14 protein-coding genes are annotated in these 17,295 nt (G+C 47.2%); 3 read left to right on the top strand and 11 right to left on the bottom strand.

The window, feature by feature from the left end:
* Positions 1-5 precede the first annotated feature (5 nt).
* From AB3489_RS06305 to ilvE, 10 genes are all read right to left on the bottom strand, one after another.
* Complete coding sequence (locus AB3489_RS06305) at positions 6-524, bottom strand: isoprenylcysteine carboxylmethyltransferase family protein (RefSeq protein ID WP_368294371.1); 519 nt, start codon at positions 522-524, stop codon at positions 6-8.
* A 652-nt stretch (positions 525-1,176) separates the two neighbouring features.
* Complete coding sequence (leuB, locus tag AB3489_RS06300) at positions 1,177-2,235, bottom strand: 3-isopropylmalate dehydrogenase (RefSeq protein ID WP_368294370.1); 1,059 nt, start codon at positions 2,233-2,235, stop codon at positions 1,177-1,179.
* Positions 2,228-2,716 (bottom strand): 3-isopropylmalate dehydratase small subunit, encoded by a 489-nt coding sequence (locus AB3489_RS06295; RefSeq protein ID WP_368294369.1) that lies wholly within the window; start codon positions 2,714-2,716, stop codon positions 2,228-2,230. The genes leuB and AB3489_RS06295 overlap by 8 nt, the downstream gene beginning before the upstream one ends.
* Positions 2,709-3,983, bottom strand: coding sequence for a 3-isopropylmalate dehydratase large subunit (gene leuC / locus AB3489_RS06290; protein WP_368294368.1), 1,275 nt, complete (start codon positions 3,981-3,983; stop codon positions 2,709-2,711). Before leuC ends, AB3489_RS06295 begins: the two co-directional genes overlap by 8 nt.
* A gap of 126 nt (positions 3,984-4,109) precedes the next feature.
* Positions 4,110-5,645, bottom strand: a complete 1,536-nt coding sequence (locus AB3489_RS06285; RefSeq protein WP_368294598.1) for a 2-isopropylmalate synthase — start codon at positions 5,643-5,645, stop codon at positions 4,110-4,112.
* A 411-nt stretch (positions 5,646-6,056) separates the two neighbouring features.
* Complete coding sequence (ilvC, locus tag AB3489_RS06280) at positions 6,057-7,052, bottom strand: ketol-acid reductoisomerase (RefSeq protein WP_368294367.1); 996 nt, start codon at positions 7,050-7,052, stop codon at positions 6,057-6,059.
* 75 nt (positions 7,053-7,127) lie between these two features.
* Positions 7,128-7,607 (bottom strand): acetolactate synthase small subunit, encoded by a 480-nt coding sequence (gene ilvN / locus AB3489_RS06275; RefSeq protein WP_019226843.1) that lies wholly within the window; start codon positions 7,605-7,607, stop codon positions 7,128-7,130.
* On the bottom strand, positions 7,607-9,358 hold the full coding sequence (gene ilvB, locus AB3489_RS06270; protein WP_368294366.1) for a biosynthetic-type acetolactate synthase large subunit: 1,752 nt from the start codon (positions 9,356-9,358) through the stop codon (positions 7,607-7,609). The genes ilvN and ilvB overlap by 1 nt, the downstream gene beginning before the upstream one ends.
* A gap of 4 nt (positions 9,359-9,362) precedes the next feature.
* Positions 9,363-11,060, bottom strand: a complete 1,698-nt coding sequence (ilvD, locus tag AB3489_RS06265; protein WP_368294365.1) for a dihydroxy-acid dehydratase — start codon at positions 11,058-11,060, stop codon at positions 9,363-9,365.
* 137 nt (positions 11,061-11,197) lie between these two features.
* The gene (gene ilvE / locus AB3489_RS06260) at positions 11,198-12,064 is read right to left on the bottom strand and encodes a branched-chain-amino-acid transaminase (RefSeq protein ID WP_368294364.1); all 867 of its coding nucleotides are present in this window, start codon (positions 12,062-12,064) and stop codon (positions 11,198-11,200) included.
* A 381-nt stretch (positions 12,065-12,445) separates the two neighbouring features.
* Here ilvE and AB3489_RS06255 point away from each other — a divergent pair, with 381 nt between their 5' ends.
* The 3 genes from AB3489_RS06255 to AB3489_RS06245 all read left to right on the top strand — a co-directional run bounded on the left by AB3489_RS06255 (position 12,446) and on the right by AB3489_RS06245 (position 16,708).
* The gene (locus tag AB3489_RS06255) at positions 12,446-13,741 is read left to right on the top strand and encodes a homoserine dehydrogenase (protein WP_368294363.1); all 1,296 of its coding nucleotides are present in this window, start codon (positions 12,446-12,448) and stop codon (positions 13,739-13,741) included.
* Positions 13,742-14,006: 265 nt separating this feature from the next.
* Positions 14,007-14,906 (top strand): homoserine kinase, encoded by a 900-nt coding sequence (gene thrB, locus AB3489_RS06250; RefSeq protein ID WP_368294362.1) that lies wholly within the window; start codon positions 14,007-14,009, stop codon positions 14,904-14,906.
* Positions 14,907-15,157: 251 nt separating this feature from the next.
* Complete coding sequence (locus tag AB3489_RS06245) at positions 15,158-16,708, top strand: transcriptional regulator (RefSeq protein WP_368294361.1); 1,551 nt, start codon at positions 15,158-15,160, stop codon at positions 16,706-16,708.
* Here the strand turns inward: AB3489_RS06245 and AB3489_RS06240 are convergent.
* Positions 16,680-17,264, bottom strand: a complete 585-nt coding sequence (locus tag AB3489_RS06240; RefSeq protein WP_019226457.1) for a lytic transglycosylase domain-containing protein — start codon at positions 17,262-17,264, stop codon at positions 16,680-16,682. The genes AB3489_RS06245 and AB3489_RS06240 overlap by 29 nt on opposite strands.
* Between the last annotated feature and the right edge of the window lie 31 nt (positions 17,265-17,295).

Genomic DNA, 17,295 nt, shown 5'->3' with positions numbered 1-17,295 from the left:
AACAATCAAAGATAACGTCTCACATTATTCATATATTTTATATACTCTTCTCCAAATTCCCTAATACACCATCTTTCTTCTGAAAGAATAATCCAGTGTACTGATATCTGAAAAGTTATTAATAACAAAAGCAATCCCCATGAACGAGTTAACAATACACATCCTAAAAAATAAATAAAATATGCTACGTATATAGGATTGCGTGATATTCGATATAACCCATTTAAATTTATTCCGTTCTTTTTAGGGTTAGCATAATTCACTATAGATACAACATATAAAATAAGTCCTAAACTATAAATTATCAGACCTATGTAAAACCACTCAGAGTCAGTTTTAATCTTGAGCAGTAATAAATATAGCAAGATCAATGCGGTTGTTATTTGATAAACCCAGAATGCTACCTTTTCTCTTCTGATTAATGGAGCAAAGAAACTTGCACGTTTAAGTGCTTCTTTGTTTATCACATTTAAAAGACCATACCTAATAAGAACAATTGGTATCACTGTCAAAAACGCATTCATTTTATCCCACTTTCTGAAGCTTAATTTATAGCTAAAGTTTTTTCATCCGCGCCAAGGATGGCGCGGCGTTGCACGATATGTCGTAGAACTACGGTATTCCCGAACTAAGTTCGTATATACCTCTTTTTTGGTGGTGTTTCCGAACTAGGTTCGGGAATACTTACTTTAAGTGTAATCAATCATCAAAAGTCGACTACCATTACAGACATTATATATCACTGAACTCAGACCCATTTCTTAACGATAATTCCACATTATCCCTCAATTCCCTTTATATTTATTCTCTTTACCTTCTAAATATTGAAAAGAACAAATTAAGCCCGCTTGCTATAGTATTATTGCATCTCAACCTCAACTAGAGGTCAAATCAAAAGACCGTAACGACTCAACCATCGTTACGGTCTTTTGATTTAGTCTTCCTTATTCTCTTTGTTTAAAAGAGCGCCAGGATCCAGGTCACCCAATAACTCTTTCGCTTTAGTAATACATACTGTCGCTCACAAGAGCCGAAAAGCGGATAGCACCATGTCGTTCAAAAAAAATGCTAATAACAGTCTAAAAACTATTATCAGCATCATCGTTTTAAAGTAACTTTTTTAGGGGCCCATCCCAACATTTGACTTAAAGCCAATTTATATTTAAGTGGTAATGTTTACAGCGCAGCCACCACTGCGTCACCCATTTCTTTGGTCCCAAGCACTATATCGCCGGGTTTGGCCAGGTCGGCTGTCCGGTAGCCCTGATTCAGAACTTTTATCACAGCATTCTCTATTCTACCGGCTTCTTCATTCAGGTCAAACGTATAGCGCAGCATCATCGCCGCCGAAAGGATTGTCGCCAGCGGATTTGCCTTATTCTGGCCGGCAATGTCCGGCGCAGAGCCATGAGCCGGCTCATATAGTCCTTTTTTACCGCTCAGGCTGGCTGAAGCAAGCATGCCGATCGATCCGCCGAGCATCGAAGCCAGGTCGGTCAGGATATCCCCGAACATATTCTCGGTGACAATCACGTCGAACTGTTCCGGATAACGCACCAACTGCATCGCAGCATTGTCAACATACATATGCGTCAGCTCGACATCCGGATATTCCTTGGCCACTTCTTCAGCAATCTCCCGCCAGAAACGAGAAGACTCGAGCACATTGGCCTTATCGACCGAGCAAAGCTTTTTCCGTCTACCTCTGGCAGTTTCAAAACCAAGCTCAATGATCCGTCGGACTTCTTCTTCATGATAAAGCAGAACATCATAAGCGGCCTTTGGGTTTTCGTTTCTTCCCTTTTCGCCAAAGTAGATTCCGCCGGTCAGCTCGCGGATCACAACCATATCCACATTCTTGACAACTTCTTCCCTTAAGGTGGAAGCCGAAATGAGCGAAGGAATCATCTTGACCGGACGGATATTGGCATACAGTCCGAGTTCTTTGCGGATAGGCAGTAGCGCGCCAAGCTCAGGTCTTTCCTTGGCCGGCAGTGTATCCCATTTCGGTCCGCCGATCGCACCTAAAAGCACCGCGTCGGCCTTCTTACAGGCATCCAGTGTTTCGGCAGGCAGTGCTTTGCCGACTTCATCAATTGCGGCTCCGCCGATCAAATAACGATCGAATTCAAACTTGACCGGGCAGTCTTCTAATGCTGCCTGAAGCACTTTCAGCGCTTCAGGAATAATCTCTCTTCCAATCCCGTCGCCGGGCAATACGGCAATTTTAGGCATTCTTTCTTTTCTCCTTTACGTACGGAACCAGCCCACCGGCTTTGATCAGTTCCTGCATAAATGGCGGAAAGGGAGTAGCCTGAAAACTTGTTCCTTTGCTGATGTTTTGGATCGTGCTGCTCTGGAGATCGACCTCGACTTCGTCACCGGCCTCAATGCCTTTGACAGCTTCCGGGCACTCTAGAATCGGCATCCCGATGTTCAGCGCATTCCGGTAAAATATCCGCGCATAGGATTCTGCGATGATGGCTTTGACACCGGCAGCTTTAATCGCCAGCGGAGCATGTTCCCTGGAAGATCCGCAGCCAAAGTTTTTGCCGCCGATCATCATATCTCCGGGTTGCACGTTGGCCGCAAAAGAAGCATCCGCATCTTCCATACAATGGGCGGCGAGATGTTCAGGTTCGAAGCGGTTCAGATAGCGGGCCGGGATGATGACATCCGTGTCAATATCATGGCCAAATTTCCAAGCTTTACCCATGATCAACAACCTCCCTCGGATGAACGATTTGTCCGCATATGGCTGAAGCCGCAGCGACTGCCGGATTGCACAGGTATACTTCGCTTTCAGGATGACCCATCCGGCCTACAAAGTTCCTGTTTGTGGTGGACAGCGCCCGCTCACCTTTGGCCAGAATCCCCATATGCCCCCCCAGACATGGCCCGCAGGTCGGCGTACTGACTGCTGCCCCGGCTTCAATCATGGTCTGAATCCAGCCACGGCTCATCGCTTCAAGCAGGATATCCTGGGTGCCCGGGAAAATCAGGCAGCGGATATTCGGATGGATCTTCTTCCCTTTCAGAATCTTAGCCGTGATTTCGAGATCCTCAAGACGTCCGTTCGTACACGAGCCGATCACAACCTGGTCTATTTTCAAACCCTTTGCTTCCTCCACCGATTTGGTGTTCTCCGGAAGATGCGGGAAAGCGATTTGCAGCGGAATATCTTCTGTGTTAAATTCGTAGACTTTCTCGTATACGGCATCCGGGTCGCTATGATAAACTTTATAATCCCTTTTTGCCCTGGCTTTGACGTACGCCAGCGTAATCTCGTCCGGTTCAATGATTCCGGCCTTGCCGCCAGCCTCGATCGCCATATTGCACATCGTCAGCCTGTTGTCCATAGAGAGTGCTTTGATGCCGTTTCCCGTAAATTCCATCGCTTTATAGCGGGCACCGTCAACGCCGATTTTGCCGATGATATATAGAATCAAATCCTTGCCGCCAACATAAGGCTGGAACTTCGTGCCGTGAAAAACAAATTTTAAAGTTTCGGGTACTCTGAACCAGGCTTCGCCTGTGGCCATCCCGGCCGCGCAGTCTGTACTGCCGACACCGGTCGCAAACGCACCGAGTGCACCGTACGTGCAGGTATGGGAATCGGCGCCAATGATCAGGTCACCGGGAAGTACCACCCCCTGCTCCGGAAGCAGACAATGTTCGATGCCGACTCTTCCGGTATCCCAGTAATGTTTAACCTCATGTTTCCGGGCAAAGTCGCGAACGATTTTGCATTGTTCCGCGGAGGCAATATCCTTGTTCGGGGTGAAATGGTCAGGTACCAGTGCAATTTTTTCTTTGTCGAATACCTTCTCAATTCCTAATTTTTCAAACTCTTTGATCGCGACCGGAGCTGTGACATCATTGGATAAGACCACATCCAGTTTGGCATTGATGATTTCTCCGGGAACGACTTTATCTGCTCCGGCATGGGCTGCCAGAATTTTTTCGCTTATCGTCATACCCATGGGCAACAACCTCCTTTTTCATGTGCTCCTTAACATTATCTCATCTCCGTAAACATTCCGTACGCGCAGATGAGATAATAAGTATCCGCAATCATGCATCATCGCGGCCTGTTTTACATCCAGTTATCATCTTTGCTTCAGGCTGATCCAGCCTTTGCTGAGTGCCCTGTTGACAGCCTGGACATAGGCTTTGACACTGGCCTCGATAATATCCGGACTGACACCCCGCCCGGCAACAGTGTGATCACCGAACGAAACCGTTACGGTTACTTCACCCTGAGAATCCTCGCCGACGTCAATTGCCTGTAACGAGAAATTCTGCAGTTTTCCTTCAATCCCGACAATTTTGTCGATCGCCTTATAGGCAGCCGCTACAGGGCCGTCACCATAAGCCGCTTTCACCAGCTCATTATGATGCTCTTTCCCATCTTTCAGCTCTAAGCCAATCGTTGCCGTAGGCTTCAGGTTATTTCCGCTTAGAATCTGCCAGTAATTTAAGGCCAGCGTTTCCTCTGCCTCCTGCGTTTCAGCAAGCGCATAAAGATCAGCTTCCGTGATAATCTTTTTCTTCTCAGCAAGGATTTTGAAGTCTTCAAAAAGCTTCTCAAAGCGTTCTTCACTGACTTCAATGCTCAGGTCGTCCAGAGACTGTTTGACCGCATGCCTCCCGGAATGTTTGCCGAGGACAATCGTATTCATGTCAAGTCCGATGGCATCCGGGGACATAATTTCATACGTACTACGTTCCTTGAGAACCCCGTCCTGATGAATGCCTGATTCGTGCGCAAAAGCGTTCTTACCTACAATCGCTTTATTCGGCTGGACCCTCATACCGGACAGTCTGCTGACCAGACTGCTGGTCCGGGAAATCTCCCGGGTGATGATACCTGTCTCGACCCCATAAAGGTCTTTCCGGGTGTGCAGCGCCATGGCCAATTCTTCCAGCGCAGCATTCCCGGCCCGTTCTCCGAGGCCGTTGACCGCACATTCAATTTGATGAATACCTGCCTTGACTGCAGCCAGGGAATTCGCGACGGCCAATCCGAGATCATTATGGCAGTGGACGCTGACTTTGACTTTTTCAATGCCATCGGTTTTGTCCATGATCGCCTTGACGAACTGAGCGAATTCTGCGGGCATCGCATACCCAACGGTATCCGGAATGTTAATCACAGTAGCTCCGGCCTTAATGACCAGTGAGAATACCTTGGCCAGAAAATCCACATCGCTGCGGGACGCATCTTCAGCACTGAATTCGACATCACTAACTTTGGATTTTGCCAGCTTGACCCCATAGACAGCGCGTTCCAACACCTCATCCGGTGTTTTTCTGAGCTTGTATTGCATATGAATCGGAGATGTCGCAATAAATGTATGGATTCGCGGGTTTTCCGCAATATGAATTGCCTCCCAGGCTCTTTCAATATCCTTAGCTTCAGCTCTGGCAAGCGCAGCAATGGTCGTATTTCTGACTTTTTCGGCGATTAAAGATACGGCCTCAAAATCGCCCGGAGAAGTGACTGGAAAACCGGCTTCAATAACATCCACACCCAATTTTTCCAGCTGACGGGCAATCTGCAGCTTCTCCTCCATATTCAGCGCAACGCCGGGAGACTGTTCCCCGTCCCTTAACGTCGTATCAAAAAATTCAATCCGTCTCACCCTATCCACCCCCCGCCCTCCTTTATGATATCCAGTAAATTAATTTCTAAATTGGTTCATAAAATTAATTTGATTATCCGGGTAGGTCTCCATTATATTTTAGTTATATTATTCTGAGAAATACATTGTTGGAATCGACATGCAAGTAGAACATTCCAGATACAAATTTTTAAAAGCCGAACATCTAAATGCTATATTCTGGCAAAAAGTTTAGCTTATAAAAACTGCTGTATCATACTTAAGATCAGTCTGGGGGCCACAGTTCCGCGACAAGCGAAGCACGGATTGCGCAGCGCGGCTATTTGAGCCATGGAGGGCTCAATTTGCCGAAAGCGGTACTGTGGCCCCCAGACCTACTTGAATATATTATTTTGCTCAAGATTCAACCCACATAATGGATATTAGCAGGCTTTATTTCTTCTTCAGCCACGGCATCATGGAACGAAGCTCCTGGCCGACTTTTTCAATTTTATGTTCGGCATCCCTGCGGGTCATGGCATTGAAGACCGGACGGCCAACCTGATTTTCGGAGAGCCATTTGCGGGCAAACTCCCCATTCTGGATTTCGGAAAGGACCTTCTTCATTTCCTTGCGAGTTTCTTCCGTAATGATGCGTCTGCCGACCATCAGGTCCCCGTACTGGGCTGTGTCGGATACGGAGTAGCGCATCCGGCTGATTCCGCCTTCATACATCAGGTCGACAATTAATTTCAATTCATGCAGACACTCAAAGTAAGCAATTTCCGGCTGGTAACCGGCTTCTACAAGTGTGTCAAAACCGGCGCGGACCAATTCGGATGCACCACCGCAAAGCACGGCCTGTTCGCCAAATAAATCGGTTTCGGTCTCTTCTTCAAATGTGGTCTCGATCAGTCCGGTGCGGGTACAGCCAATACCTTTGGCATACGCAAGACCAATTTGCTTGGCATTACCGGTAGCATCCTGATAGACGGCGATCAGTCCCGGAGTTCCTGCGCCCTCAGTGTAAGTCCGGCGCACCAGATGTCCCGGGCTCTTCGGAGCGATCATAATCACATCGACATTAGCCGGCGGCACGATTTGACCAAAGTGAATGTTAAAACCGTGTGAAAAGCAAAGTACCTTGCCGGCAGTGAGCGATGGTTCGATTTCTTCCCGGTAAATCCTGCTCTGGGTCTCATCAGGCAGAAGGATTTGGATCAGGTCCGCTTTGGCTGCTGCTTCAGCGACTGTCATCACAGTCAGGCCGGCTTCTTCGGCTTCTTTCCATCTTGCGCTGTTTTTGCGCAAGCCCACAATAACATTCAAACCGGAATCTTTAAGGTTTTGGGATTGAGCATGACCCTGGCTTCCCCAACCCATTACCGCAATCGTTTTTCCTTTCAGCAGTCCCATATCAGCATCTTGATCATAATACATTTTAGCCATGTTATTTACTCTCCTTATTCATTATTTATTTAAGTGAAAATTTATTAGTAAAGCATCTATCAGTCGCTTACCATATTAATTATCGGATCGGGCAATCACAATTTTACCGGTTCTGACAAGTTCGAGAATGCCGTAAGATCGCATCGTTCTGACAAACGCATCGATCTTATCTTCATCTCCGGTAAGCTCGATCGTTAGGTTATTTTTTCCCATATCAACGACTCTGCCCCTGAAGATGTCTACCGTTTGGAGTACTTCGAGCCGGGTATCCGATTTAACCTTGACCCGGATCAGGGCCAGCTCCCTGTTCACCACGGACTCCTGACTTAGATTGGTCACCTTATGGACAACGACCAGTTTATGCAGCTGCTTGGTGACCTGCTCAATGACCTGGCTGTCACCCTCGACCACGATCGTCATCATGGACAGGTCAGGATTTTCAGTCTGACATACCGTCAGGCTGTAGATATTGTAGCCCCGCCGGGAAAACAGGCCTGATACCCGTGCCAGGACCCCCGGATCATTTTCAACCATTACAGCGAGTGTATGCAGCATTATTCCTTCCCCTCCAGTATCTCGGTAATTCCCTGACCGGCAGGAACAAAAGGAAGTACAACTTCATCCGGTGAGATCGTGAAATCCAGCAAAAACGGTCCGGGCGTTGCAACAGCTTCCTTCAAGGCGTCTTCAACTTGATCGGCCTGCTCGACTCTGCGCCCTTTGATCCCGTAGGCGTCGGCAAGCTTTACAAAATCGGGATTGGCATCCAGCTGGATTTGGCTGAAACGCTCGTTAAAGAGCATTTTTTGCATCTGCCTAACCATGCCTAAAACCCCGTTATTCATCAGGACTATTTTTATGGGAAGGTGATATTGGACCGCAGTGGCGAGTTCATGGATGCTCATTTGTAAAGAACCGTCTCCGGTCACCAGAAAGACCAGACTGTCCGGTTTCGCAAACTGGGCGCCGATTACAGCCGGAAGACCAAAACCCATCGTTCCCAGACCCGCACTGGTAATAAAATGTCTTTCTTGATTAATCGGACAGAATTGAGCCGCCCACATTTGGTGCTGTCCGACATCTGTTACCACGATCGCTTCTTCCCCGCTGATTTTCCCCATCGCTTCCAAAATCGTCTGCGGATTGAGGCGGCCATCCTGCTCATAGCTTAACGGGTATTGCTTTTGCCAGCTCCTGAGTTCGTTCCACCAATCCTGAATGGCCAGCGGATTGATTTTGGTAAGGAACTCTTCCAGGACAAGTCTGGCATCTCCGACAATCGGGATATGTGCCCGGATGACTTTGCCGATCTCGGCAGGATCGATGTCAATATGAATAACTTTCGCCTTCGTGGCAAAATGATGTTTCAGCCCGCTCGTGACCCTGTCGTCAAAGCGGACACCGATCGCAATCAGTAAATCACACGCATCTACGGCAAGATTGGCAGTAATGGTCCCATGCATTCCGACCATCCCTAAATGATTCGGATGTTTGGATGGGACACTGCCAATGCCCATCAGGGTCGTGACCACAGGAAGATTGGTTTTTTCGAGTACTTCCTGAAGAATCTTGCCGGCTCCGGAGGTTATGACGCCTCCCCCGGCATAAACAACCGGTTTTTTGCTTTGGGCCAGTGCTCTGGCTGCTTCAGAAATCTGACCGGGATTTCCCTTGGTAAAAAATTTATAGCTTTTCAGCGCCACTTTGGACGGATAAGGCTCATTGACCTCTGCTGCCATAATATTCTTCGGCAGATCGATCAGGACCGGACCCGGGCGGCCTGTACTCGCAATATAAAACGCTTCTTTCACAATACGCGGGATATCTCTGGCATCTTTAACCAGATAGGAATGCTTCGTTATCGGCATCGTGATCCCCGTAATGTCAACTTCCTGAAAAGAATCTGTCCCCAACAGATGGGTCGATACCTGACCGGTTAAGATCACAAGCGGGATGGAATCCATATACGCATTTGCAATTCCCGTGACCATATTGGCGGCTCCCGGACCTGAGGTAGCCAGACAGACACCCACCTTGCCGCTGACCCGTGCATAGGCATCGGCGGCATGAACAGCACTCTGCTCATGTCTTGGCAGGATATGACGGATCGAGCTGTCCAGAAGCGCATCATACAGTGCGAGCAAAGACCCGCCGGGATACCCGAAGATCAGTTCTACCCCTTCCTGGTCCAATACATCGAGCAGCGCTTTGGCCCCATTATAATTATCCAAAGCAAGACTTTCTTCGTCTTCCCAGGTAATTTCAGGGTCTCTGGCTATTAAGGCGTCTTCTTTGGCCTTATCCATTCATTCATTCCTCCTTGACTGTCCGGAAAGCTGCTCCTTTATTGGCTGACTGGGCGAATTGGACGTAACGTCCCAGATATCCTGTCCGGCCTGCTACTTTATACACTTTCTCCAACCCTTTTTTGGGGTCAAAGCTGTTTCTTCTTTCTGCTTTTTCAGATTCGGGCAGAAGCCAGTCAATGGTCCGTTTTTCTAAATCAATCCGAACCATATCGCCGTTCTCGACGAACGCAATCTCCCCGCCGAGCGCTGCTTCCGGAGAAATGTGCCCGATCGAAAGTCCGCGGCTGCCTCCGGAAAAACGTCCGTCCGTCAACAGTGCCACGGAAGAATCAAGGCCCATTCCCGCTAGGGTTGCTGTTGGTCCGAGCATCTCTCGCATACCAGGCCCGCCTTTCGGTCCTTCATAGCGGATAATCACGACATCGCCTTCTTTGATCACGCCGCTGCGGATCGCTTCTGCCGCCAGGTCTTCTCCGTCGTAGACCTTGGCCGCGCCCCCGAAGACAATATCTCTGTTCGCCAGCGCACCTACTTTGATCACGGCTCCTTCCGGAGCCAGGTTGCCAAACAGGACACAGAGTCCGCCTTTGGCAGAGTACGGATCAGTTAGTGGCCGAATCACACTCGGATTTTTGACAACCGCGCTGCTTAGTCTTTCCGCCATGGTACTGCCGGAAACTGTCATCCCGGAACCATCAATCAAACCGGCATCCAGCAAGCTCTTCAAAACAGCACTGATCCCGCCTGCTTCATTGACTTCGACGAGATAATGCCCGTTCACCGCCGGACTCAGTTTACAAATCTGAGGGGTCCGGTCACTGATCGCATTGATCTCGGCCAGGTCAAATTCTATTTCTCCTTCAAACGCGATCGCAGGCAGATGAAGGATGGTATTGGTTGAACACCCTAACGCCATATCGGCGGCAACGCCGTTCCTGATTGAAGTGCTCGTTACGATATCACGCGGCCGGATATTGTCCCGCAGCAGGTTCATAACCTGATAGCCGGTTTCTTTGGCTAAGCGTATTCTCTCGGAATAGACGGCCGGTATGGTACCATTGCCGGGTAAGGCCATGCCGATGACCTCTGTCAGGCAGTTCATAGAGTTTGCCGTAAACATTCCGGCACAGGAACCACAGGTTGGGCACGCATTCTGTTCGAGGCCCTGAAGCCACTCCTGGCTTTCCTGGCCGCTATAGACTTTGCCAACGCCTTCGTAGACGGTAATAAAATCAACATTTTTTCCCTCGTGACGGCCCGGCAGCATCGGCCCGCCGCTCACGACGATGGACGGCAGATTCAGCCGCATCGCGGCCATCAGCATTCCTGGGACGATTTTGTCACAGCTCGGAATAAAAACCAGGGCATCGACAGCATGCGCTCTGGCCATAATCTCAATGGAGTCGGTGATCAACTCTCTGCTCGCCAGAGAAAAATGCATTCCAACGTGTCCCATGGCAATGCCGTCACAGACACCAATCGTCGAAAATTCGAGCGGCGTGCCGCCGTTTTCTCTGACTCCGGTTTTGACTGCTTCGGCAATTTGACGCAGATGCATATGCCCGGGCACAAATTCATTAAAGGAGTTGACGATACCGATCAGAGGTTTACGAATTTCCCGGTCGGTAAGTCCGAGAGCTTTAAATAGAGAACGGTGAGGTGCCCTGTCAATTCCAACTTTTACTGCATCACTGTTCATGGGATCGCTTCCTTTCCGGAAAAATTTTCGGTCTTTGGTCTTTATTCTATCGTTTGGTCTTTAATCTATCGTAAGGAAGAAAAATAACGCTTTGTCAGTGTTATAGCTGTAACTTGTCCGCGCTGGAATGTACAGTATTAGATAGGCTCTCCCTCTGTTTTGACATATTCGTGGAATTTAGCCAGCAGCTTTTTAAATACAGGTCCTGGTTTGCCGTCCCCGATCTTTCTGGAATCCAGCATAATAATCGGAATCAGCTCAGCCGCCGTACCGGTCAGGAAGCACTCATCGGCACTGTAGACATCAATCAGATGAAACAGCTCTTCTTGAACGGTGATCCCTTCCTGGCGGGCTAAATCGATGACCGAATCACGGGTGACGCCTTTTAAAATCCCGGCATAAACTGGAGGTGTGGTTATAATTCCGTCTTTGATAATAAAAATGTTGTCACCGGTGGCTTCACTGACATACCCTTCCTGATTCAACATCAATGCTTCCATCAGACCTGCCCTGTTGGCTTCAATCTTGGCCATAATATTGTTCAAATAGTTCAGGGATTTGATTCTCGGGCTTAACGCATCCGAACTGTTCCTGCGAGTTGCAGCCGTAATAATTTCCATCCCGTTTTCATACATGCTTGGCGGGTACAGGGAGATATTGCCTGCAATGCAGATAATCTCCGATTTAGCGCATTTCCTTGGGTCTAAGCCCATATCTCCGACCCCTCTGGAAATGATCAGACGAATATAAGCATCTGTAAGGTTATTTTTTCTTACGGTTTCCACGACGATATCCATCATTTCCCGACGGCTTATCTCGACGTTTAACAGAATTGCATTGGCTGACTCATACAGTCTGTCAATATGTTCCTTTAATTTGAATACCCGGCCATTATAAGCTCGGATCCCTTCAAATACACCATCTCCATAAAGAAAGCCATGATCAAATACAGAAATTTTCGCCTCCTGGCTGTCAACAAATTTACCATCGCAATAGATAATCATGTGAATACTCCTTTCCGAAACTCAATTTTGATTTCAACACTATCTATATTGTAACGAAACACAATCAACATGTAAAATATACCTTAATAAAAAAAAACAGGGAGTCTAATTGATACACTTCCTAACGTGCATATTCATATATGAGAAAAACTCTACGGACTTTCTGAACCATCATTATCTCGTCAACGATGTGTTATAGCACATATAATTATTTTATCTAAGTGTATATGATACAGTTAACTGTGTCAATATATTTGGAGTATACTTTTCATCCTGCAGTGGGCCGATCAAAAATATCCTTGCCAATTCCAGGATAGCTTGGTATAATGTCCACTGTACAGAAACACTTGTTCATTCAGAAGGGATAGGGAGGAACTATTTATGAAGAAAATTGTAATTGGTTTACTAGGTTTTGGAACTGTCGGATCAGGTACAGCCGCCATACTGGAAAATAACCGGTATGACATCAGTACCCGTACCAATGCTGATATAACTATAAAAAAGGCTTTAGTCCATGATATCCATAAACCTCGGCCGGATTGCCGCGGCATTATTTTGACAGACGATCCCAGGGAGATCACGGATGATCCGGAAATTGACATTGTTGTCGAAGTAATGGGCGGTATCGAGCCAGCCCGCACGCTTATCCTGACCGCAATAGCAAACGGCAAAAATGTCGTTACCGCCAATAAAGATCTTTTAGCTCAAAATGGAGAAGAACTGCTTGAGGCTGCGAAAAAGAACGGTCGAGATTTGTATTTTGAAGCCAGTGTCGCTGGCGGTATCCCGATTATCGCTGCCTTAAGGCAATCCCTGACCGCCAACCGGATCTCCTCACTGCTTGGAATTATTAACGGTACGACCAATTATATTTTGTCTGCTATGACCGAACAGGGACGCAATTTTGCCGATGTCCTGAAAGAAGCCCAAGAGCTCGGCTATGCTGAAGCAGATCCGGTCTCCGACGTAGAAGGGCTTGATGCCGCCCGCAAACTTGCGATTCTTTCTTCCCTGGCTTTTAATACGCGCGTGACGTTTAACGATGTTTATGCCGAAGGAATTTCCAACGTTTCTCCGGAAGATATCCACTATGCCGATGAACTCGGCTGCGTGATTAAGCTGCTGGCCATTGCCAAAAATCAGGAAGAAGGGATTGAAGTCAGGGTGCATCCCGCCCTGATCTCCAAAAAACATCCGCTGGCCAATATCGGCGGTGTGTACAACGCGATTTATGTCACCGGTGATGCTGTCGGAGAAACCATGTTTTACGGGAAAGGCGCCGGAGCCTTGCCGACAGGCAGTTCCGTTGTAGCCGACATTATCCAGATTGTACGCAATATGTCCGCCGGATCCGAAGGACTCCTGAATTGCGGCTGTTACCGCAACTATCCGATCATCTCAACGGATGACTTTACAACTGCTTATTACATCCGGCTTAAAGTTAAAGACGAGCCAAAAGTCTTTGCAACACTGGCGTTATTCTTTGCTGAAGCCGGCATCAGCTTTCATTCCATCATCCAGAAACCGCGGCCGGATAAAAGCGCCGAAATTGCACTGGTGACCCACCCCTGCCGGGAAGGACAGCTCCGTCAGGCCATCCAATCCCTGAACTCCTACAGCAAGCTGGATAAAATCTATAATGTTATTCGGTTGGAGACGAATGGAATAAGTATCTAGGGTTGGTCTGGGTGTCACAATTCCGCTTGCGGCAGATAGCGCCCTCCATGGCGCTAACAGCCGCGCTCCGCATCCATGCTCCGCTTGACGCTGGAACTTGTGGCACCCAGACCTAATATAGGGTATTCAGGCTTGAATGAAATTATTTGAGCAATGGGTTTAAGAATGTTGTACCGACTGTTTACTTCCCTCAGTAATTGTTATAGAATTTATTCGAATAAATAGGCATATTCATAGATTACCTGCCGAAAAAATGGAGGAAAAGATGTTCCAAGTAAAAGTACCAGCAACTTCAGCAAATCTCGGACCAGGTTTTGACTGTATGGGACTGGCTTTAAGGCTATATAACTATATCCAGGCTGAAGAAAGTGAAAAACTGGAGATTATCCTTAAAGGCACCTATACGAATAACATTCCTGCAAATGAAAAAAACCTTTTATGGAAAACCGCCTGCAAGCTGTGGCAGAAAATTGATTTCCAGCCGAGACCCTTAAAAATCACCCTGGAAAGCCATGTTCCGCCTGCCCGCGGGCTTGGAAGCAGCTCCACCGCCGTCGTCGGCGGACTGATCATCGCCAATGCGGTAGCCGGGAACCCTTTAAACCGGCTTCAATTGCTAGAAATTGCTTCTGAAATCGAAGGCCATCCGGATAATGTCTCGCCTGCTCTTTGCGGCGGCATCACCCTGACAGTCATGGATGAAAACAAACTTATTCCGAGGACGCTGGCGAAGTTTCCAAAATTCAAAGCTGTCGTCGTGATCCCGGATATTCTCGTTGAAACTGAAAAAGCGCGTGGGATACTGCCCGCTTCTGTTTCCAGAACTGATGTGATCTTTAACGCTTCCCGCGTCGGCCTTTTAGTTGATGCGTTTATTAAAGAGGAATACGATTTATTGGCGATTGCCACTCAGGACAGGATCCATCAAAATCAGCGGGCTTCTCTGATCCCCGGTATGCCCGAAGCCTTAAAATCTGCCGTACTCGCCGGCGCGTACGGCGCAGCGCTAAGCGGTTCCGGACCGACCTTGATTGCTTTTTGCCCTCACGGCAAAGAAGATCAGATAGCCCTGACGATGAAGGGCGTACTCCATGAAAATGGTTTACCTTCTGAAGCCCTGACCCTGGATATTGATTCTGAGGGAGCCGTGCTGACCGAATTTTGATTTTTTGGAGCAACCCCTAAACAAGAGTAAAATGAACCGATAAGATACTGTTAATAGTTTGATACTATTGGCAGTATTTTTTTAACTTGGGGTTTACGTCATGTACCCTAACCGCTCTTCGGCTATTGCACCTCCTTAGCGAGTTGCTCCTTGCCAAATAATTTCAGAATAAGAATTTTGTCAAAGAGCATGACAAAATTCTTGCTATTGCTTTAAAATCACTTCATAATAATCCTAAGGTGGGATTATTAATGACTTTTGCAGAAAAATTAGATTTTTTAATGAATATTACGAAAACAAGCAATAGCGCTCTGGCTCAGCAGATCTCCGTAGATGCATCTTTGATCAGCCGTTTTCGGCGCGGAGAACGCCAGCCTTCCCGCAGCGCCAACTACCTGAAGACAATGTCTTCCTATTTGGCGCAGCGCTGTACCAAAGCGTATCAAATCACCGCTGTATTTGAACAGCTCAACATGATGCCAACCGCAGAATCTCAGATCGAGCAGTTTAAAATCCTGGTCCATCAGTGGCTTTCAGGTGAAATCGGCAATGATACCGAAACAGTCAGCGAATTTTTAAACGGACTATCCAATTTTAAGTTCAAAAACCTGTCCCTGTTGGAACGCAGCGAGGAACCGGAACTTGTCATGGAGCTGAAGATGGATGGTGCCGTCTTCTTTGGTGAGGAAGGTAAACGGGAAGCTGTGAGTACATTTCTGACCATGCTGCTGTCCGACAAGATTCCCCAAACGCTTCTTTTATATAGTGACGAGCGGATAGACTGGTTAACCGGGGATTATTCCTTTACGAAGAAATGGTCGGCCTTGCTCAGAAAGGCGATTCTGGCTGGAAATAGGATCAAAATCATCCACACACTAAGCAGGAATTTGGATGAAATGCTCTCGGCAATCACCCAGTGGATGCCCATCTATATGACCGGAGCCGTGGAACCCTATTATTGCCCAAGAAAACGGGATGGGATTTTCGGACGGACTTTGTTCATTGCCCCCCAAACTGCCGCCTTAACTTCAACTTCTGTAGACAACAAGACAGCGAATGCCGCCAATTTTTTGGTGACAGATAAAAAAGCGGTCAGCGCTCTGACCGATGAATTCAACGATTATCTGTCCATCTGTCGTCCACTGATGAACATCTATACCCCCGGAAATCAACAGGAATATCAGAAAAGATATTCACTGGCGCTGGCTCATTTTGACAGTGCAGAAGCTGATACAATCCTGAAAACAGAATCACTATCCATGGTAACCATGCCTTCTGCAACCTTCGAACATATTTTGACCCGGATCGGCAGCACGGAAAAAAGAAACATACTATCTTACCATAAAAGCCGGACCAAAACTTTTGAGAAGAACCTTCTCCTACATCAGTACTATGAGATTGCGGCTCTCCCGGATCCTGTCCGTATGAAAAAAGGTGAACTACACATCAATTTTTCTTCCTTCATCATCCACGATCAGGAACTATACTATACACAGGAAGAATACACGGCTCATCTCCAGCATCTTATCTTTCTACTCGAAAATTATGAGAATTATCATCTGCGTCTTGTTTCCGAGGAAGAAAAGAAGGACTATTTGATCTATGCCAAAGATGCGGTCGGCGTAATGATTGTGAAGACCTCTCTGCCTTTTGTTGTATTTGAAGTGAATGAAAGCAATATGACCTCGGCTTTTTGGGACTCTCTCCACAGTGTTGCAGTCAAACAAAAAAGCAAAAACGACAGACAGCTTACAATTACTAAATTAAAAGCATTTATTCTCGCCCTCCAGAATGCTGAGTAGCATAAAGGGCCAAATATTTTTCATAACTTCTGTAAACTTTCTCGACATATTCCCTGGTCTCTGTAATTGGAATTTCCTCAATACGGTACGCATTCGGGTCCTTCGGCCAATCATCCAGCCAGCTTTGTACCCTGCCGATCCCGGCGTTATAAGCTGCCAGGGTAAGAACCGTATTGCCGGAAAACTCCTTATTCAAAGAAGCAAGGTACCAGGTGCCGTAACGAATATTGGTTTCCGGATCAAGTAAGTCAACCTTTGCGTAATCTTCATTGAGCCAGACAGCTATCTCTTCCGCTGTCCCCGGCATCAGCTGCATCAATCCGACTGCCCCTTTGGATGATTTCGATTTGGTGATGAACCTGCTCTCTTCCCTGATTACGGCAATCACTAGCAAAGGATCTGTTCCATACTTGGCGGCATATTTTTCAACCGTCTGCTTGTATGGAAAAGGATACATCATTCTGCCGATAAAATTTGACTGGTATACAGCCAAAATTATAAACAATAAAAAAATAATTGCTATGGTCTTAACAATTTTCCTCTTTGCGATAAACAAAACGCACCCATCCTATTTCATATATTCTAAT

This window comes from Dehalobacter sp. TBBPA1 (assembly GCF_040931655.1).
In the GTDB taxonomy this organism is placed as follows: domain Bacteria; phylum Bacillota; class Desulfitobacteriia; order Desulfitobacteriales; family Syntrophobotulaceae; genus Dehalobacter; species Dehalobacter restrictus.
The sequence above is the reverse complement of the archived record's forward strand: the minus strand, read 5'-3'. Positions and strand labels throughout refer to the sequence as shown.